14 protein-coding genes are annotated in these 19,037 nt (G+C 73.4%); all 14 read left to right on the top strand.

Features of this window, described 5'->3' with window-relative positions; genetic code table 11:
• Nucleotides 1–86 precede the first annotated feature (86 nt).
• The 14 genes from ACI2L3_RS33190 to ACI2L3_RS33125 are packed head-to-tail and all read left to right on the top strand — an operon-like array spanning nucleotide 87 to nucleotide 19,014.
• Nucleotides 87–1,391 (top strand): aspartate aminotransferase family protein, encoded by a 1,305-nt coding sequence (locus ACI2L3_RS33190; RefSeq protein WP_404756113.1) that lies wholly within the window; start codon nucleotides 87–89, stop codon nucleotides 1,389–1,391.
• Nucleotides 1,388–2,419 (top strand): ATP-binding cassette domain-containing protein, encoded by a 1,032-nt coding sequence (locus tag ACI2L3_RS33185; protein WP_404756112.1) that lies wholly within the window; start codon nucleotides 1,388–1,390, stop codon nucleotides 2,417–2,419. Before ACI2L3_RS33190 ends, ACI2L3_RS33185 begins: the two co-directional genes overlap by 4 nt.
• Nucleotides 2,416–3,228 carry an ABC transporter permease gene (locus ACI2L3_RS33180; protein WP_404756111.1) on the top strand — a complete coding sequence of 271 codons (813 nt, stop codon included), beginning with the start codon at nucleotides 2,416–2,418 and terminating at the stop codon, nucleotides 3,226–3,228. Before ACI2L3_RS33185 ends, ACI2L3_RS33180 begins: the two co-directional genes overlap by 4 nt.
• On the top strand, nucleotides 3,225–4,037 hold the full coding sequence (locus tag ACI2L3_RS33175; protein WP_404756110.1) for an ABC transporter permease: 813 nt from the start codon (nucleotides 3,225–3,227) through the stop codon (nucleotides 4,035–4,037). The genes ACI2L3_RS33180 and ACI2L3_RS33175 overlap by 4 nt, the downstream gene beginning before the upstream one ends.
• The gene (locus ACI2L3_RS33170) at nucleotides 4,037–5,494 is read left to right on the top strand and encodes a hypothetical protein (protein ID WP_404756109.1); all 1,458 of its coding nucleotides are present in this window, start codon (nucleotides 4,037–4,039) and stop codon (nucleotides 5,492–5,494) included. The genes ACI2L3_RS33175 and ACI2L3_RS33170 overlap by 1 nt, the downstream gene beginning before the upstream one ends.
• The gene (locus ACI2L3_RS33165) at nucleotides 5,491–7,608 is read left to right on the top strand and encodes a glycosyltransferase (RefSeq protein ID WP_404756108.1); all 2,118 of its coding nucleotides are present in this window, start codon (nucleotides 5,491–5,493) and stop codon (nucleotides 7,606–7,608) included. Before ACI2L3_RS33170 ends, ACI2L3_RS33165 begins: the two co-directional genes overlap by 4 nt.
• Nucleotides 7,601–8,785, top strand: a complete 1,185-nt coding sequence (locus tag ACI2L3_RS33160) for a sugar phosphate nucleotidyltransferase (RefSeq protein WP_404756107.1) — start codon at nucleotides 7,601–7,603, stop codon at nucleotides 8,783–8,785. Before ACI2L3_RS33165 ends, ACI2L3_RS33160 begins: the two co-directional genes overlap by 8 nt.
• Nucleotides 8,782–9,729 (top strand): carbohydrate kinase family protein, encoded by a 948-nt coding sequence (locus ACI2L3_RS33155; RefSeq protein ID WP_404756106.1) that lies wholly within the window; start codon nucleotides 8,782–8,784, stop codon nucleotides 9,727–9,729. The genes ACI2L3_RS33160 and ACI2L3_RS33155 overlap by 4 nt, the downstream gene beginning before the upstream one ends.
• Before the next feature lie 14 nt (nucleotides 9,730–9,743).
• The gene (locus tag ACI2L3_RS33150; protein WP_404756105.1) at nucleotides 9,744–13,358 is read left to right on the top strand and encodes an HAD hydrolase family protein; all 3,615 of its coding nucleotides are present in this window, start codon (nucleotides 9,744–9,746) and stop codon (nucleotides 13,356–13,358) included.
• Nucleotides 13,355–15,484, top strand: a complete 2,130-nt coding sequence (malQ, locus tag ACI2L3_RS33145; protein ID WP_404756104.1) for a 4-alpha-glucanotransferase — start codon at nucleotides 13,355–13,357, stop codon at nucleotides 15,482–15,484. Before ACI2L3_RS33150 ends, malQ begins: the two co-directional genes overlap by 4 nt.
• Nucleotides 15,462–16,682 (top strand): sedoheptulose 7-phosphate cyclase, encoded by a 1,221-nt coding sequence (locus ACI2L3_RS33140; protein WP_404756103.1) that lies wholly within the window; start codon nucleotides 15,462–15,464, stop codon nucleotides 16,680–16,682. Before malQ ends, ACI2L3_RS33140 begins: the two co-directional genes overlap by 23 nt.
• Nucleotides 16,675–17,052 (top strand): cupin domain-containing protein, encoded by a 378-nt coding sequence (locus ACI2L3_RS33135; RefSeq protein WP_404756102.1) that lies wholly within the window; start codon nucleotides 16,675–16,677, stop codon nucleotides 17,050–17,052. The genes ACI2L3_RS33140 and ACI2L3_RS33135 overlap by 8 nt, the downstream gene beginning before the upstream one ends.
• The gene (locus tag ACI2L3_RS33130) at nucleotides 17,033–18,094 is read left to right on the top strand and encodes an ROK family protein (protein ID WP_404756101.1); all 1,062 of its coding nucleotides are present in this window, start codon (nucleotides 17,033–17,035) and stop codon (nucleotides 18,092–18,094) included. The genes ACI2L3_RS33135 and ACI2L3_RS33130 overlap by 20 nt, the downstream gene beginning before the upstream one ends.
• Nucleotides 18,091–19,014 carry a sugar nucleotide-binding protein gene (locus ACI2L3_RS33125; RefSeq protein ID WP_404756100.1) on the top strand — a complete coding sequence of 308 codons (924 nt, stop codon included), beginning with the start codon at nucleotides 18,091–18,093 and terminating at the stop codon, nucleotides 19,012–19,014. Before ACI2L3_RS33130 ends, ACI2L3_RS33125 begins: the two co-directional genes overlap by 4 nt.
• The last annotated feature ends 23 nt before the right edge of the window (nucleotides 19,015–19,037 follow it).

Genomic DNA, 19,037 nt, shown 5'->3' with positions numbered 1-19,037 from the left:
TTGACTCGGTGCGCATCGCCGGTCCACCGCTCAACTTCACTGCCGGACCGGGCAGTTCACCGGCACCACATCGACTGGGGGCAGCAGTGACAGGTCACCGGCAACGCGCCCGGCTCAACCGGGAGGCGAGGCACCTCGCGCCCGGCGCGTCCGAGGAGACCGCCGCCGGGCAGCGCGTGTTCGCCGAAGGAGCGGGCGCGCTCCTCACCGACCTCGACGGCAACGAGTACCTGGACTTCGCGGCCGGCACCCTCACCCAGTCGCTCGGCCACTGCCACCCGGAGGTCGTCGACGCCCTGACCGCGCAGGCCCGGCGGCTGTGGAACGTGCACGACGCCGCGACGCCCGGGCGGGCCGACCTCCTCGACCTGCTCGCGCGGCTGCTGCCCGGCCACCTCGGTACGTACGCGTTCTTCTCCACCGGCGCCGAGGTCGTCGAGGCGGCGCTGCGCGTGGTGCAGGCGACCGCCCCCGCCGGACGCAACCGGATCGGGGCGCTGCGGCACGGCTTCCACGGCAAGACGATGGGCGCCCGGATGCTCGTCCACTGGGACATCGGCCACCAGGCCTTCGCAGGCAACAGCGTCCTCGGCTACGCGCCCAACTGCTACCGCTGCCCGCTGGGGTTGACGTATCCGAGCTGCGAGCTGCGGTGCGCCTCGCTGGTGCGCAAGCACATCGCCGAGAAGCCGAACGTCGCCGCGCTGGTCTTCGAACCGGTGCAGGGCGCGGCGGGCGTCGTCGTGCCGCCGCCCGGTTACTGGGAGCGGATCGCCGAGGCCTGCCGGGCGAACGGCGTGCTGCTCGTCGCCGACGAGGTGCTGACCGGGGGCGGCCGCACGGGCGCCTTCCTGGCCTGCGAACTGCTCGGCATAGAACCGGATTTGGTCATGCTCTCCAAGGGCATGGCGAACGGCTTCCCCTTCGCGGTGCTCGCCGGGCGCGCGGAGCTGCTGCGCTCCCCCGAGGCCGCCACGGCAGGGTCGTACGCGTCGACGTACGCGAGCAACCCGCTCGGCATCGCCGCGGCGGACGCCACGCTGCGCGTCATCGAACGCGACGGACTGACCGAACGCGCGGCGGCGCTCGGGGAGTTGCTGGGTGAACGGCTCGCGGCGCTGCACGCCCGGTTCGACCGGCTCGGTGACGTACGAGGGGTCGGTCTCCTGTACGGCCTGGAGTTCGTCACCGACCGGGAGAGCCGCACCCCGGACCCGGACCTCGCCCGCGCGGTCCACACCACCGCGCTCGATCTCGGCCTGCGCACAGCGCTCGGCGGCCACATCATCCGGCTCGCCCCGCCGTTCACCATCGACGAGGCCCAACTGGACGAAGGCGCCCGCCTGTTGGAGCTGGCCATCGAGCGGGCCGTCGAGCAGGTGGTGGCGTGATCGTCGCGGAGAACCTCACCAAGGAGTTCCGCATCGCCGAGCGCAGGCCCGGGCTGCTCGGCAGCCTCGCCACGCTCCTCACCCGTGAGTACCGGACCGTGCGCGCCGTGGACGGCGTCTCCTTCGAGATCCCCGCCGGGTCGAAGACCGCGTACATCGGCGCCAACGGAGCCGGGAAGTCCACCACGATCAAGATGCTCACCGGCATCATGACGCCGACCTCGGGGCGCTGCCTGGTCGCCGGCATCGAGCCCTACCGCAAGCGGCGGCAGAACGCCCGCTCCATCGGGGTCGTCTTCGGGCAGCGCAGCCAGCTGTGGTGGGACCTGTCGGTGCCCGACTCTTTCCGCATCCTGCGCCGCGTCTATGACATCCCCGACCCGGTCTACCACCGCAACCTCGCGCTCTACCGCGAACTGCTCGACATCGACGCCCTCGGCACCACGCCCGTACGGCAGTTGAGCCTCGGGCAGCGGATGCGCGCGGAGATCGCGGCGAGTCTCCTGCACGATCCGGCGGTCGTCTTCTGGGACGAGCCGACCATCGGCCTCGACATGGTCCTCAAGGAGGCCGTGCGGGAGCTGGTCAACCGCGCCCACCGGGAGCTCGGCACCACCGTCGTGCTCACCAGCCACGACATCGCCGACATCGCCGCGATCTGCGACAGCGCGCTGGTCGTCGACCACGGCCGGGTCGTCCACCAGGGCACCATCCAGGAGCTGCTGCGCACGGCCGACCGGCGCTCGGTCGCCTTCGACCACCGCGACGGCCTCCCGCCGCGCGACGCCCTCGAACGGATCGAGCGGGGCCTGCCCGGGGTGCGCTCGTCCGTCGGCGACGGCGGCCGCATCCGGGTCGACTATCCGGTGGACCTCTTCACCTCGCGCCAGGTGCTCGCCTTCCTCCTGGAGCACTTCGACCTCACGGACTGCTACGCCCCGGAGCCGGACCTGGAGGAGGTGCTGCGGCAGATCTACGGCCGGGCGCCGGCGCCGTCACCGGTCGGCGCCGACGGTGGCCGCTCATGAACACACGCGTGCGGCGCTACGTCCCCTTCGCCACCGGCGGCCTGCAGTCGCTGCTCCAGTACCGCTCGATGTTCGTCGTCACGGGTGTCACCGCCGCCGCGGGCGCCGCGGTGACCGTCTTTCTGTGGCGGGCGGTGTACGCGGGCTCCCCGGACGGCACCGGCCCCGGCGGCTTCACTCCGGCGAGCGTCACCACGTATCTGCTGGTGGCCCAGGTGCTTCAGGTCCTGCACGCCAACCGGGTCGACGACGAGGTGGCCGCCGAGGTCTACCGCGGGGACGTCGCGGTGATGCTGGTGCGCCCGGTCAGCTATCCGCTGGTGCGGCTCTTCGCATGCCTGCCGGTGGTCGCCGCCAACGCCGTCCTGGTCGGCGTGCCGGTGCTGCTGCTCTTCTCGTTCCTGGTGCCGCTGGCCGCGCCCCGGCCCGGCGACGCCCTGCTGTTCGCCGTGTCGACGGCCCTGTCGGTGCTCATCGCGTTCTGCGTGAACCTGCTGACCGGCATGACCGGCTTCCTCACCACGAACACGTGGGGCGTGCGGATGGTGAAGCAGAGCGTCGTCGCCTTCTTCGCCGGGCAGCTGGTGCCGATCGCGCTGATGCCGGGCCCGCTGGCCGCCGTCGCCCACGCACTGCCGTTCCGGGGCATGGTCGACGGGCCGCTCACGCTGCTCCTCGGACGGTACGAGGGGGTGGCCGGGGCCGTCTCCGTCCTCGCCCAGCAGGTGGGGTGGGTCGTCGGCCTCGCCGTCCTCAGCGCCGTGCTGTGGCGGGCCGCGCTCGGCCGTCTGGAGGTGCTCGGCGGATGACGCGCACACGCCTCGGCACGGCCCTCTGGTACGTCCGGCTCTCCTGGTTCCTCGGCGGGGTCGGCCTGCACCGGCTCGCCGCGTACCGCCTCGACTTCGCGCTCGGCGCCGGGGCGTTCCTGGTGCGGGTCGGCATCCAGACGGCGGTGGTGGGCCTGGTCTTCCGGCAGGTGCCTGCGGTGGGCGGCTGGTCGTACCACGAGGTGCTGTTCCTGCTCGGCTTCTCGCTCCTGCCGCGCGGTCTCGACCACCTCTTCACCGACCAGCTGTGGGAGCTGGGCCGCAAGCTGGTGCAGCGCGGCGAGTTCTACCGCTATCTGATCCGCCCGGTGAACCCGCTGTTCTCGCTGCTCTCCGAGCGCTTCTTCCACCCCGACGCAGTCGGTGAGCTGGTGGTGGGCGCGGTCCTCGTGACGTACGCGGGCGCCTCGCTCGACCTGGACCTCACGGCGACGCAGTGGGCGCTCGCGCCGCTGCTCGTGCTCTGCGGGGCGCTGATCCACACGGCGGTGAAGCTGTTCTTCGGGTCCCTGTCGTTCTGGACGGTGACGAGCCTGCCCGCGATGTACGCGGCGAGCCAGGTGTCGGAGTTCGCCGCGTACCCCCTCGACATCTACCACTCGTCGCTGCGCGCGCTGCTGACCTGGGTGCTGCCGTTCGCCTTCACCTCGTACGTCCCGTGCGTCTACCTGCTCTCCGGCGGGACGGGACTGCTGGGGTGGCTGCCGGTGGTGACGGCCTTGTCGCTGCTGCTCGCCCTGGCCGTGTGGCGGCGCGGCATCAACACGTACGAGATGACGGGGAGTTGATGTCTTTGATCCGCGACGAGGAGCTGGACGCGCTGCTGCGCACGGCATCGTGGATGCCGGAGGACGGGCGGAAGGCCGACCGGTACGCGCGCGTCGACCACGCCGTGCTCGGCTCCGCCGCGCTGCTGCTCGTCGTGGCGGCGGTCGGAGGGCCCGCGGCGGGCCGGCGGTTCTTCGTGCCGGTGGCCGTGCGGGGCGGGCTCCAAGAGGCCCACTCCACCGCGGAGTTCAACAGGACTGCGGTGCTCAGGACACTGACGGGCGGCCTGCTGCACACGGCGCGCGGCGGCACGGTGGAGTTCCGGAGCGCGCCCGGTGGGCCCGGGGCCTCCTGCGAGGTGCGGCCCCTCCCCTTCGAGCAGGGCTGGTCGTCCAACGCCCTGTCGCTGCTGGAGATCGGCGGCGTCGCGCACATTCACAAGACGTACCGCTGTCTCGACGAGGGCGTGCGGGAGCCGGACCTGCTGCGGCTGATGAACGGCACCGGGCGCACACCGGAGTGGGCGGGCGACTACACGTACACCGACCCCGTGTCCGGGACACGCCATCCGCTGGGCGTCGTCTACCGGTACGCGCCGGGCGAAGGCATCGACGTACCGCTGCGGCAGAACCTCCGCTCGCTGTGGCCCGCCCTGCCCCGGCTCCTGGAGAAGGCGTCGCCGGACGAGGTGGCGCGCCGCCATCTGCGGCCGCTGGAGCGGCCGTTGCGGAAGGCCGGGCAGTTCCTGCGCGGCTTCCACGCGGACCTCGCCGACCGGCTCGGCGACGGCTCGCCGCAGCCCGCCTATCCGGTGGACGAACGGCTCGCGCAGGCCGAGGACCGGCTCGCCGAGCTGCACGGCCGCACCACCGCCGATCCGGCGCTCCCCGCGCGGGCCGTACGGGACGCGTTCCACGCCATGGACGGCGAAGTGGCGGCGCTGCGGCGCGGGACGACCCGGCCGGGTGCGGCCTGGACGGGCGGCCCCTGCCACGGTGACCTGCACCTGTCGCATCTGCTGTGGCGGCCGCTCGCCCTGATCGACCTGTCGACGCCGAGTGTGGCGCCCACCGCGCCGGGCTGGGCCGCGCAGTCGCCGCTGGAGGACGTCGTCGCCCTGCAGCGGGGCCTTGAGTACTTCGCGGCGGACGAGGCGGCGTTCGAGGCGGCCGGGCGCCTGGATGCCGACGCGCTGGAGGTCATGTTCGGCTCGCTGGACGGCGCGCGGAGCTTCCCCGCCGGCCGGCGGGGCGAGCTGCTGCGGGTGTTCGCGGTGGCGGACAGCTGGCGGGAGCGCGTGCGGGAACTGCTGCTCGGACCCGCCGCCGACGGACCGCTGCGGCGGCTGCTCTACCTGCGCAGGCTGCTGCACGAACTCGCCTACAACCACGCCCACGCGCGCCCCTACCACGCCGCGATCGACCTGCGCCACGCGCTGCGCCTGGGCAATCCCTACCACGAGGACGTGAGGCCGTGACGACCCCGCACACCCCCCGTATGCACATCATCGAGACCTACTTCGAGTGCTGCGGATTCGACCACACCTTGTTGCAGGGCGGCACCTCGGTGTACCTGTGGAACCTCTCCCGGGCCTTCGCCGCGCGCGGCCACCGCGTCTCCATCGTCACGCCCGCGCACGGCCGACTCGACGACCTGCGCTCGCGCTACGACGTGGAGGACCTGCCGTACGAGGACACGTACACCCTTCCGATCGTCCTGGACCCGCAGGTATGGCGGGGCTTCCCGGCCGAGGCGGCGATCGGGCTGCGCACGACCGCGCACCGCATCCGGCTCGAAGGCGTCGACCTGTACTTCCTCTCCAACGACTACCTCGACCGGCTGCCCGTCACCTTCTACCCGCCGTACTCCGCCAAGGGCCGCGACCTGGTCTTCTTCAAACCGCTGGTCTTCCAGGCCGACAGCGTGCGGTTCCTGCGCCACTGGTTCGGCGAGGAGCGGGCCGTCGTGCACGCGCACGAGCCGTACTACCACTATCTGCTGCCCGCGGCGCTGCGCGACGACCCGACGAAACTGGTCGTCAGCACCGTGCAGAGCAACATGCCGATCGGGAAGAAGGTGTACGGGCCGGAGGTTCGGCGGCTTCTGGAACTTGTGGATGTGAAAGCCGAGTTGGCGAACGCGGTGGGACAGGACGAGGACGCGGGCCCCGCGGCGATCGTGCAGTACCAGCAGCTCACCCACCTCCACTACACCTACCCGCCCGACCACGTCGCCCTCTACGAACTCACCGCCGAGCACGCCGACCTGATCGACTTCCTCTCCCCCGGGCAGCTGGACTTCTACGCGTCGTTCCGCGACACCCCGTTCGCCGAGCTCTTCGAGCGGCTTCCGATGGCGGAGGTCGTGCGGCGCAACGCCCACAAGATGTTCGTGGGCGGCTGCGCGATCTCCGACGAGTGGCTCGCCCGGGACCCGTCCCGCGTCGACCGCGCGGACGTCCTCGGCGGCCTCGGCATGGACCCGGCCCTGCCCACCTTCTTCCACAACGCGCGCTACGCGGTCCACCACAAGGGCCAGGTGGAGCTGGTGCGGGCGGTGGACCGGGTCCTGAGCGAGGGCCTGGCCGCCAACTTCGTGCTGCGCTGCATCGCGGGTGAGGGCATCGACGACCCCTACTTCCACGAGGTCGCGCGGCGGCACGCGGGCCGACTGCACCTGGAGTGGGAGCGGGTCGACGAGGGCCGGGTGTTCGCGTACGCGGCGAGCTCGGACTTCTGCCTCTTCCCCTCCAAGTTTGAGATGGACACCTTCCTGATCGCCCAGGGCGAGGCGATGGCGTGCGGGGCCGTGCCCATCGCCACGGCCCAGGAGGGCATGGCGCACTTCCGGCACGCCGAAGGGCCCGTGACGGGCACCGGTTTTGCCGTGAACCGGTCGTTCGCCGAGGACGACTCGCTGCTCACGGCGGCGCTCGTCGACCGCATCCGGGAGGCGGTGACGCTGTGGTCCGAGGAGCCGGACCGCTACCGGGAGCTGTCGGCGCGGGCGTCGGCCGTCGCGCGCGCCTTCACCTGGGAGCACTGCGCGGAGCTGCACCTGGCCGCCTTTAGCCGGCTGTGGCGTGGCGAACCCGCCGAGCCACCTACCCAACTCGCCCTGCGTCACGGCTGGTTCGACGCCCTGCGGGACGCGCCGGCCGACGCGGTGCGGGAGGCGGCCGTCGCGCACGGCGCCGTGGACGTCTACGAGCGCCACGCGCCCCTGGACGCCGACGCCGCGCGCCGCATCTTCGACAGCGCGTGGCGGCGCGCCGACTTCGCCGCCTGCGAGCGGATTCTGGAGCGGGCGCCGAGCGGCGCGGTGGACCAGGAGGACGTGGACCGGCTGCGCGGCCGCCACCCCGGCGCCGCTGAAGGGCGGATCCGCTACCGGCTCCCCCACGCCGAACGCGTCGAGCTGGTCGTTCCCTCGGACGCCGACGAACGGGGCCGCGCCCTCCCCCTCGTACAGACCCTGGAGCGCACGGCACCGGGCGAGTTCACGGGACCGGCGCCGGGCCGGCCCGGCGCCCGGCTGCTCCTCACGCTGTCCTCCGGGCGCGTCACCTGGGACGAGGTGCGCGGTGACTGACCACCGGAACACTGACCACCGGAGCACGGCGGACACGGCTCACACGGTCCGGACGGTGCTGCTCGCGGGCGGCGAAGGCCGACGCATGGGACCGCTCGGCGCGGGCCGGCTCAAACCGCTGGTGCCGTACGGCGGTGCCTGCCGCCTCATCGACTTCAGCCTCGCCAACGCCCGGGCCTCCGGCCTCGGCGAGGTGCTGCTTCTCTCCCAGTACGAGGAGCGGCAGCTGATGGACGACCTGCACCGGGTGTGGAACCAGGGGCCGGACTTCCGGGTGCACTTCGGCCCGTACGACAGCGCGTACGCGGCGGCCGGGACGGAGCTCCCGGCCGAACTGCCCACGCGCACCTGGCTCTTGGAGCGGGGTACGGCCGACGCGCTGATCCGCAAGAGCGGCCACATCTTCGAGGGTGACGGCGGCCGGCCCGACGCCGAGGACGTCCTCGTCCTGCACGCCGACCACGTCTACCGCTTCGACTACCGGCCGCTCATCGAGGTCCACCGGGCGTCCGGGGCGGCGCTGACCCTCGCGTACCAGCGCATCGACCCGCGTTGGGTGCACCTCTTCGGGATGGTCGAGTTCGATCCCCGGGGCAGGCTCACCGCGTTCGTCGAGAAGCCCGAAGTGCCCACCAGCGACCTGGTGTTCGCGGCCTTCTGCGTCTTCGACGCGAAGATCCTGCGCCGGTATTTGGAACAGCTGGACGGCACCGACTGGCAGCACGACATCAGCCGGGACGTGATCCCGGCGATGCTCGCGGCCGGTGAGCACATCCGCGGCCACGAGGTGGCCGGGCACTGGGAGGACATCGGCACCGTCGAGCGCTACCACCGCGCGCACCTCGCCCTCGCCGCCTCCCCCACGGCCGGGCTGCCCGTCGGCCGGATGCCGTGGACCCTCGCCCCCGGTGTGCGCCGCGCCTGGGTGGCGGACGGCTTCGGGGTGCGCGCGTCGGTGGTGGCGTCGGACCTCGTCAACGACGGCCGGGTGGCGGACAGCGTGCTCTTCCCCGGCGTGCGGATCGGCGCGGGCGCCCGGGTGCGGCGCAGTGTGGTGCTGCCCGGCGCCCGGATCCCCGCGGGCGCCGACATCGACGGGGCGGTGGTCATGGAGGACGGGCGGATCCAGCAGGTGATGCCGGCCCCGAAGGCCCTCACAGAAGGAGTACGCGCATGAGCGAGCCGCAGTACGACGTCCTGGTGGTCGGCGGTGCCGGAGTGGACACCATCGTGCGCGTGGAGGAGCTCCGGCTGCCGCCCGGCGACTCGGTGTTCGTACCGCCCGTGTACGACTACGTGGCGCACACCGGCAACGGAGTCGCGCTCGGCTGGCACGCCCTCGGGCTCGCCACCAAGTTCATCGACTTCCTCGGGGACGACGCCCAGGGCCGCTCCGTCCTCGACGCGTACGCCACGCGCGGCCTGGACTTCAGCCATGTGGTGTCGCCGCACGGCACTCCGCGCGGCGTCAACCTGGTCGACCCGCGGGGCCGCCGGTTCTCCTTCTACGACGGCCGCCACCCCGCGGACCTGCGGCTGCCCCGCGACTTCTACCTCCCGTACCTGGAACGCGCCCGGCACGTCCACCTCTCCATCACCGGCACCAACCGCGACATGTACGACGACATCCGCAGGATCGGCGTGACCTGCTCGACGGACCTGCACGACTGGGACGGCCGCAACCCGCACCACCGCACGTACGCGCTCGCCTCCGACCAGGTCTTCCTCAGCGCCGCCGCGATCCACGACCGCCTCGACGAGGTCCTGCACGCGATCGTCGACGAGGGCAGGGCGCGCCTCGTCGTCGCCACGGACGGCGCGGACGGCTGCCACGTCCTGGTACGCGGCGACGCGAAGGTGCGCCACTTCCCCGCGGTACGCCCGGAACGGCCGGTGGTCGACAGCAACGGCGCGGGGGACGCCTTCGTCACCGCCTTCCTGTACGCCCACTTCGAAGGGCGGCCGGTGGAGGAGTGCGTGCTCGCCGGGTCCGTGTCGGGGGCGTTCGCCTGCGGCAGCGCGGGCACGCACACCGAGTTCATCGACCTGCCGGGGCTGCGCGCCGCGTGTGCGCGCGCGAGCACTGCGGCCACCCCCGCCTCCGCCGACACCACGGATTGAAGGGCACCGTTCACGTGCACATCATCAACTTCTCCTTCGAGTGCGGTGGCTTCGACAACCGGCTGATGCGGGGCGGGCTCTCGCCACTGGTCTGGAACCTGTCGCGGGAGTACGCCGCGCGCGGCCACCGCGTCTCGGTGATCACCCCGGCCCACGGCCACCTGGACCGGCTCCGCGAGACGTTTCCGATCGAGGAACTCGACTACCGCGCGGACCACGTGGTGCCGCTCGTCCTCGACGCCAAGGTGTGGCCGGACCACCCCGCGGAGATCGCCGTCGAGCTGAGCACACGCGCGTACCGGCTGCGCCTCGACGGCGTGGACGTGTACTTCCTGTCCAACGCGTACCTGGACCTGCTGCCCGACCGGCTCTACCCGCCCCCCGGCCTGGAGGGCAGGGATCTGGCGCACTTCAAGCCGCTGGTGTTCCAGGTGGACGGGCTGCGGTTCCTGGAGTCGGACGTGCTCGGCGGCGGGCCTGCGGTCGTCCACGGCTTCGAGCCCTACTACCACTACCTCCTGCCGCCGGTGCTCGCCGCCGACCCGCTGCGCCGCACCGTGAGCACGGTCGCGGCCAACGCGCCGGTCGGACAACAGGTCTACCGCCCGCAGGTGGAGCGGCTGTTGGCCCTCCTCGGAACGGCACCGGACGCCATCGGCCTCGACGCGCTCGACGGTCCGCCGCCCCCCGAGGACAGCGCCGTCGCGACGATGGCGCGGGCCCTCGCCGGGACGCGGATGCACCAGGAGAGCCGGCCCGACCACGTCGGTGTGTTCCCGCTGGTGGCGGCGCACGCGGACCTCGTCGACTTCGTCTCGCCCGGGCAGCGGGCCCACTGCAGCACGTTCGAAGGCACGCCCTTCGAGGCGCTCTTCGCCACGCTGCCCGTGGCCCGCGAGCTGCGCGCCAACCCGCACAAGCTCCTGATGGGCGGCTGCGGTGTCGCGGACAGCTGGCTGCGCCGGGACCCGGCGGCGGTGGACCGCGCCGCCGTCCTGAGCTCGCTCGGGCTCGACCCCGCACGCCCGGTCTTCTTCCACGCGGCGCGCTACGCGGTGCACCACAAGGGCCAGCTGGAGCTGGTGCGCGCGATGGAGGAGATCCTCGCCGACGACCGTGACATCAGCTTCGTCGTCCGCTGCTCGACGGGCGGCGGCGGTGAGCCGGCGCCGGCGGCCGCGAACGCGTACTTCCAGCGCGTCGCCGACCGCCACCCCGGCCAGGTATACCTGGACTGGCGGCTCGCCGACGAGGACACCCTCTTCGAACAGGCCGCCTGCGCCGACTTCTGCGTCTACCCGTCCAAGTATGAGCTGGACGGCTTCCTCATCGGCCAGGCCGAGGCGATGGCGTGCGGGGCGGTACCGATCGCCACGGCCCAGCGGGTCACCGGCCACTTCGGGCACGCGCGGCCGCTCACCGACCCGGAGGCGACGGGCTTCTCCGTACGCGGCTCGTTCCGCGACGACGACCCCGCGCTCGCCCGCGAACTGACCGCCCGCATACGGGAGGCCGCGGCGCTCTTCCGTGCCGCCCCGGCCACGTATGCCCGCCTGTCCCACAACTCCCGCCTCCTCGCCCGAGACTTCACCTGGTCCCGCAGCGCGGAGCTCCGCCTGGCGGCGTTCGACACGGTACTGCGAGGCGAACGCCTCACCTTCCCCGCCGAGGAGGCCATCTCCTACGGATGGTTCGACGCGCTGGACGACACGGACGTCGCGCGACACGGCGACCGGATCGCGCGCGCGGCCGCCGACCGGGGCGACGCGGCGGCGTACGCCCGGTGCGCCCCGCTGGACGCCCCGGCCCAAGAGCGCCTCTTCGAAGCGGCATGGGCCCGCGCGGACTTCCCCCGCTGCGCAGCCCTCGCCTCCCTCGCGGCCCGCACCGACTGGACGACCCGCCTGACCTCCCGCTGCCGCCTCACCCGGCACCCCCGTGGTGCCGGTTGGCGCGTGGAGTACGTCCACGACGCGGCGGAGCGCGTGGAGCTGGTCGTGGAGTCGGCGGCCACGAGCCGCACCGGCGCCGCACTGGAGTCCCCCTCCGAGGCCATCGCCTCCGACGAGGCCGTTCCCACCGGGAGCGGGGCCACCTTCCTGGCCCTGGAGCAGGATGCGGCCGGCACCTTCCACGGAACCCTGCCGACCGGACCGCCGACCGGCCGAGAACTGGCCGTCATGGTGACGCTGCGCTCGGGGCGGGTGGCGTGGGACGTGGTGCCGGTGGGGGAGGCGGCGGGGGCGGTTGCGGGGGGTGTGGTTGCCGTTGGGGTGGCGGCGGGGTCGGTGGCGGGTAGCGCGGGTTCTGTGCGGGAGGTGACGAGGCCGACTGCTGGGGGCACGGTTCCTGTCGGTGAGACGGCGAAGCCGCCTGCCGGGGACGCAATCCCCGTCGGCGAGACGGCCGAGCCGAACGCGGGCAGCGCGGCTTCTGTCCGGGAGACGGCGAATCCACCCGCCGGAGACACGATCCCCCTCACCGAGACGACCGGGCCAACCGCGGCCAGCGCGCTCTCCGTGCGGGAGACGGCAAGGCCGACTGCCAGGAGCACGGTTCCCGTCGGTGAGACGGCGAAGCCGCCTGCCGGGCACGCGATCCCCGTCGGTCAGATGGCCGAGCCAACCGCGGGCAACGCGGTCTCCATCCGGGAGACGGCGAGACCGCCCGCCGGGGACACAATCCCCGTCGTTCAGACGACCAGGCCAACCGCGAGCAACGCGGCCTCCGTCCCTGAGACGGCAAGGCCGCCCGCCGAGGGCAACATTCCCGTCCGTGAGACCACCGCGCCGCCCTACCGGCTCATCGCCACCGATCTCGACGGCACCCTGCTGCGTGGTGACCTGTCCGTCTCCGGACGTACTCGGCGGGCCCTCGCGCTGGCCTCCGGCGCGGGGGCGCGTCACCTCGTCGTCACCGGGCGGCCCGCCGCCGCGTGCAGGCACTTCCTCGATGGGATCGGGTATCGGGGTCTCGCGGTGTGCGGGCAGGGGGCCCAGCTGTACGACGCGGGGGCGGGGCGGCTCCTCGAGGCCGTGCAGTTGGATCTGGGGCTGGCCCGGTCGGTGGTCGAGCGGGTCGAGGGCGCGCTCGGCACGGTGGAGCTCGGGGTCGTCACGGCGCCGCCGGAGAGCCGCTTCAAGGTGACGCCACGGTTCGGGGAGCGGGTCCGGCACGGGTGGGACGTGACGGCCGACCGGGCGCGGCTGTGGACCGGCCCCATCGACAAACTGGTCCTGCACCACCCCGAGGTGCCGGAGGACGAACTCGCCTCCGTCGCCCGTACGTTGTGCGGTGACGAAGTGACCGTCGTCCACTCCGTGAAGGGCATGGTCGAGGTCCTGCCGCCTGGCGTCACCAAGGGCACGGGGGTCGCGCGGGCGGCGCGGCTCATGGGATTCACCGGCAAGGACACGATCGCGTTCGGTGACATGCCCAACGACGTTCCCCTCCTCGCCTGGGCCGGCCACGGCGTGGCCGTCGCCAACGCGCACGCGGAGCTCCTCGCCATGGCCGACGAGATCGCCCCGAGCAATGAGGAGGACGGAGTCGCCGCAGTCCTGGAACGGCTGTTCACCCCGACACCGGCCGCTCCCCGGACCTCCGCACACCAAGGGGCCCTGTCGTGACGAACCCGCTCTGCCGACTCGCCCACGCCCACGGAGTGGCCACCTCCTACGTCACCGACCGGGGCCACCGCGTCGACGTCGCCCCGGACACCCTCGTCGCCGTCCTGGCGGCATGCGGCGTGGACGCCGGTACGGAGCGGGCGGCACGGGAAGCGCTGGAGGCCCGCCGCCAGGAGCGGGAGACGCGGGTGCTGCCGCCGTGCGTGGTAGTGCGGGCGGGGGCGAGTGAGAGCGTCGACGCGGTCATGCGGCGGCTACCGCAACACGCCCCTGTGGACGTCGAGTTGGAGGGTGGCGTCACCGTCCCCCTCTCCCCCGACCTCCCGCCCGGCCACCACACCCTCCGCGTCCGCACGCCCGACGGGCACGAGGCGTGTGCGCCGTTGCTCGCCGTGCCCGAGCGGCTGCCGGCCCCGGCGCGCCGCACGTGGGGGTTCCTCGTACAGCTCTACTCCGTGCTCTCGCACCGCTCCTGGGGCATGGGCGACCTCGGCGACCTCGCGGAGCTCGCCTCCTGGTCGGGGCGGGCGCTGGGCGCGGGGTTCGTGCAGTTGGGGCCGTTGCACGCCGTGGAGCCGGGGGCGCTGCCCGACCCCTCCCCGTACCGGCCGAGTTCGCGCCGGTTCGCCGACGCGATGCACGTACGCGTGGAGGCGGTGCCCGAGTACGCGTATCTCGACGCCGCGGCGCGCCCCGCCGTGGACGGCCTCGTCGCGCGGGCCCGGCAGCTCAATGAACGGGTGCTGAGCGGGAGTTCGCTCATCGATCGGGAGGCCGTGCGCGATCTCAAGCGGCAGGCGTTGCGCGCCGTGCACGACGTCCCGCTGTCACCGGGGCGCGCCGCCGCCTTCGCCGCGTACTCGGAGCGCGAGGGTCAGGCACTCACCGACTACGCCACGTGGTGCGCGCTGGCGGACGTGCACGGCGGGGCCTGGCGTTCCTGGCCCGCCGAGCTGCGCGACCCCCGCTCCCCCGCCGTGGCGCGGGCCCGGCGGGAGCTCGCCGCGGCAGTCGAGCACCACCGGTGGCTCGCGTGGATCACCGACGAGCAGCTGGCCGCCGCCCAGGCCGCGGCGGTCGACGCGGGCATGCCGGTGGGCCTCGTCCACGACCTGGCGGTCGGTGTCGCGCCGGAGGGGGCCGACGCCTGGGCCCTGCGGCATTGCATCGCCGCGGGCATGAGCGTGGGCGCGCCGCCGGACGACTTCAATCCGCGCGGCCAGGACTGGGGCCAGCCGCCCTGGCGGCCGGACACCCTGGCCGCCGAGGGCTACCGGCCCTTCGCCGAGCTGCTGCGCGCGGGCCTGCGGCACGCCGGTGCCCTGCGCGTCGACCACGTGATGGGGCTCTCCCGGCTGTGGTGGGTGCCCGAGGGGCGCCCGCCGACGGAGGGCACGTACGTCAGGTACGACCGGGACGCCATGCTCGGCGTCCTCGCTCTGGAGGCGTACCGCGCGGGCGCGGACGTGATCGGCGAGGATCTCGGCACCGTCGAGGACGGCATGCGCGAGGAGCTCGCCGCGCGCGGCATGCTCGGCACGTCCGTGCAGCGCTTCGAGTACCTGGGCGGCTCGGCCGGCCGGCACGGACCGCTGCCGCCCGACCAGTGGCGTGCGGACTGTCTGGCGACGCTCACCACCCACGATCTGCCCACGACGGCGGCCTGGCTCTCCGGGGAGCACGTGGAGCTCCGGGCCCGGCTCGGGCTGCTGACCGGGCCGGAGGCCGAGGAGAAGGCGGCGGCCGCCGCCGAGCGCGACGGCTGGCTCGCCGAGCTCGCCCGGCTGGGGCTGCTGCCCGATCCGGACGGTGAGGTCGCCGCCCTGCACCGGTTCCTGCGGCTCACACCGGCCCGGATGGTCGGCGTGTGGCTGCCGGACGCGACGGGCGACCGGCGACCGCAGAACCTGCCGGGCACCACGACGGAGCACCCCAACTGGCGGCTGCCCGTGGCGGATACGCAGGGCTGCCCGGTCCCGCTGGAGGAGCTCCCCGGGTCCGCGCTCCTGCGGACCCTGGCGGGCGTCTTCGCGGACCTGGAGGACCTGGGAGCCCCGCCCTCCGCACCGAACGACACCACAGCGAACGAGATCGAGGAGAGACATGGCAGGCCAGGTTCTTGCTGAGGCCGAGGGGGTCCGCGAGGACCCCGGGGGCTTCGACCTGCTCGCACCGGACGGCACCGGCTACCGCGTCGATGTCACAGGCGGGGTCTTCTCCCCGGACAATCCGCTGCTCGCGGAGTATGTGGCGGGCCGCCGCGTGGCGGCCTTCGTCGGCCCCACGGTGGACCGGATCTACGGGGAGCGACTGCGCGAGTACCTCACGACGCGTCTGGAGCCGGGCAGTTGGAGCGTGCACACCATCGCCACCGGCGAGCGGAACAAGTCGCTCACGTCGGTGGAGGAGGTCTGCGCGACGGCCAAGGCGGCGGGCCTCGACCGGCACGGCGTGATGCTCGCGGTGGGCGGCGGCATCGTCGCGGACATCGTCGGCTTCGCCGCGTCCATGTACGCCCGCGGCATCCGCTACATCAAGGTCAACACCAGTCTGGTGGGGCAGGTCGACGTCGGCGTCGGCGTCAAGACCGGCGTCAACGCCCTGCACACCAAGAACATGTTCGGCGCCTACCACCCCGCCCACGCCTCCCTCAACGACCCCGCGCTCCTCGACACCCTGCCCGCGCGCGAGATCCGCTGCGGTCTCGCCGAGATCGTGAAGATGGCGGTGATCCTCGACGGTGAGCTGTTCCGGACGCTGGAGCGCCACCCGGACGCGTTCCTGCGCACCCGGCCGAGCGCCGGGGCGGGCGCGAAGGCGGGCGGCGGTGACGTGGAGACGTACATCGTCCGTACCTCCATGCGGCTCATGATGGAGGAGCTCTGCCCGAACCTGCGCGAGCACGACCTGGCCCGTCTCGTCGACTTCGGCCACACCTTCAGCCCGGTGATCGAGACGGCGGGCGGCCACCGCCTGGCCCACGGCGAGGCGGTCGCCGTCGACATGGCCCTCTCCGCGCACCTGGCGCTTCTCCTCGGCCTCACCGACGCGGAGACCTGCGAGCGGATCGTGACCCTGCTCGAACGGATCGGGCTCCCGGTGTACGACGCCGCGACCTGCACGCCCGAGCTGATGACGCAGGCCCTGCGCGCGTCCTGGCAGCGCCGGGGCCGCAAGCTGCACCTGGTCGTGCCGACGGCGCTGGGCAAGGCGGCCTTCGTCGACGAGCTCGATGACATCCCGGCGGACACGCTGCGGGCCGCCCTGGACGCCCTCGCGGAACGGGCGGCGGGGGCGACGCGGGAGGTGCGGCGCGATGGCTGAGGCCCGCATACGCAACGTACGCGATCTGCTGACCGCCAAGGAGCACGACCACGGCGGCCTCGGCACCATCCTCGTGCACCGCGTCTTCTCCCGCGAAGCGGGCCGCCTGGGCGCCGAGTTCATCGATCTGGCGGTCCTGCCGCCCGGCACCTCCATCGGCCGGCACCGGCACGGCGCGGACCGCGAGACGTACATCGTGCTCGCCGGGAGCGGGCTGATGTTCCGGGACGGCGAGGAGTTCCGGGTGGGCGCGGGCGACGTCGTCGTCAACCGCCCCCACGGCGAGCACGGCCTGCGCAACGACAGCGCCGGCACCGATCTGCACCTGCTGGTCTTCGAGGAGGAACTCCGTGACCACGACGGCGGCTGACCGGCCCTTCACCGTGCTCGACGTGGGCGGAACCACGCTACGGGTGGGGAGTTACTCGCCCGCGACGGGCCGCCTCTCGGGGGTGCGGCGGGTCCCGGTCGAGGGCATGGCGCTGGACCCGGACGCCGCCGTGCCCGTGCTGCAGGAGCGGGTGGTGGAGCAGATCGTGCGGGAGGTCGACCGGCACGGGGCCGGTGCGGTGCCGCGCGCGGTCGGGGTCGCGTTCGCCGGTCCGGTCACGGCGGAGGGGCTGGTCGTGGCGGCACCGACCGTGTGGGGGCGGCGCGGTGAACCGCTGCCTCTCGGCGCGCTGTTGGGCGAGCGGCTCGGCGCGCCCGTCACCGTCGTCAACGACCTCACGGCGGCGGCCTGGCGGTACGCCGCCACGGAGACCGCGCCGTTCTGTCTCCTCACCGTCAGCTCGGGCATCGGCAACAAGGTCTTCCTCGGCGGCGACGTGCTCGTCGACCCGGCGGGCCACGGCGGCGAACTCGGCCACTGGGTCTGCGATCCCGCACCCGACGCGCCCCTGTGCGACTGCGGTGGCCGGGGGCATCTCGGCGCCGTCGCCTCGGGGCGCGGTGTGCTCGCGGCGGCCCGGCGCGCGGCGGCCGCCGACCCGGCGGGCTTCGCCGCTTCCCGCCTCGCCGCGCTCTGCGGCGGCCATCCCGACACGATCGGCAACCCGGCCCTCGCCAAGGCGGTCGGGGAGCGCGACGCATTCGCCACGGAGGTGCTCCGCGGCACGCTCGTGCCGCTCGCCCAGGCGATATCGGCCGTCTTCACCGCCATCGGCGTCCGCCGCTTCATCCTGATGGGCGGCTTCGCGCTGGCGGTCGGCGAACGCTACCGGACGCTGCTGGCTCAGGAATTGGCGCGCCAGGGCTGCTTCGGCCTCACCGCTGACCGCGTCGACGCCCTGGTGTCCCTCGGCGCGCCCGACGACGACCACGGTCTGCTCGGCGTCGGCCGCCTCCTGTCGAGCCGGGCCGCGGCCATGGATGCGCACGCCACCGCCCCGGAAAGGCGACCCACCCGATGACCACGGCCACGCTCCGCACCCTCGTCGTCGGCAGCGGCTTTGTCGGCACCGGCATCGCCCGCCGGCTCGCGCGGGCCGGTGACGCGGTGGCCCTCGTCTCGCGCGGGCGCCCAGTCCGGCCTCCCCAGGAATACGGGGCGCGCTGGTCCGCGCTCGACGCCACGGACGGTGAGGCCTGCGGGCGTCTCGTGGAGCGGGTTCGGCCGGAGCGGATCGTGCTGGTGCACGGCCCCTCCGACGTGACCTGGTGCGAGGCGCACCCCGAGGAGGCGGCCGCCGCACACGCCGCCGCGACCGCCAACTTCGCGGCACTGAGCGGCACTTCCCGTATCGTCATGATCTCCACGGACAACGTCTTCGACGGTCGCGCGTGGCACAACACGGAGCGCACCCCGGTCTCCCCCGCCAACGCCTACGGACGCGCCAAGCGCCACGCCGAGCGGCTGCTGCTCGCCCGCGCCGAGCGGGCGATCTGTCTGCGCGTGAGCCTCGTCTACGGCCACGAGCCCGTCGACGCGGGCAAGTGGCTCAACTTCTTCGCCGCCTGCGCCCACCGGCTGACCGTCGGCGAGCGGGTCGAGGCGCCCGACGACCACTGGACCACACCGGTCCACGTGGACGACGTGGCCGAGACGGTGGCCGCGCTCCTTTCCGGTCCTGATCCGCTCCCCCCTGTCCTGCACCTGGGCGGCCCCGACCGGATCACCCGCGCCGAGTGGGCCACGGTCATCGCCGAGGCCCTGCACGCACCGGCCGGCCTCGTGCTGCCGGTCCCGAAGGCCCGGAGCCGCTATGCCTCGCGCCCCGAGAACGCTTGCCTGGTCAGCGAGTTGCTGCCGACCCTGCTGGCCACGCGCGCCGTCTCCGTACGCGGAGTACGGGACGGCGCGCGCGACTTGGCCGCCGCGTTCCTGCCCTAGCGGGACGCCGGGGGCCTCCGGGG

It is taken from the genome of Streptomyces sp. NPDC029674, assembly GCF_044903205.1.
In the GTDB taxonomy this organism is placed as follows: domain Bacteria; phylum Actinomycetota; class Actinomycetes; order Streptomycetales; family Streptomycetaceae; genus Streptomyces.
This window is presented reverse-complemented; position numbering and strand designations above follow the sequence as displayed.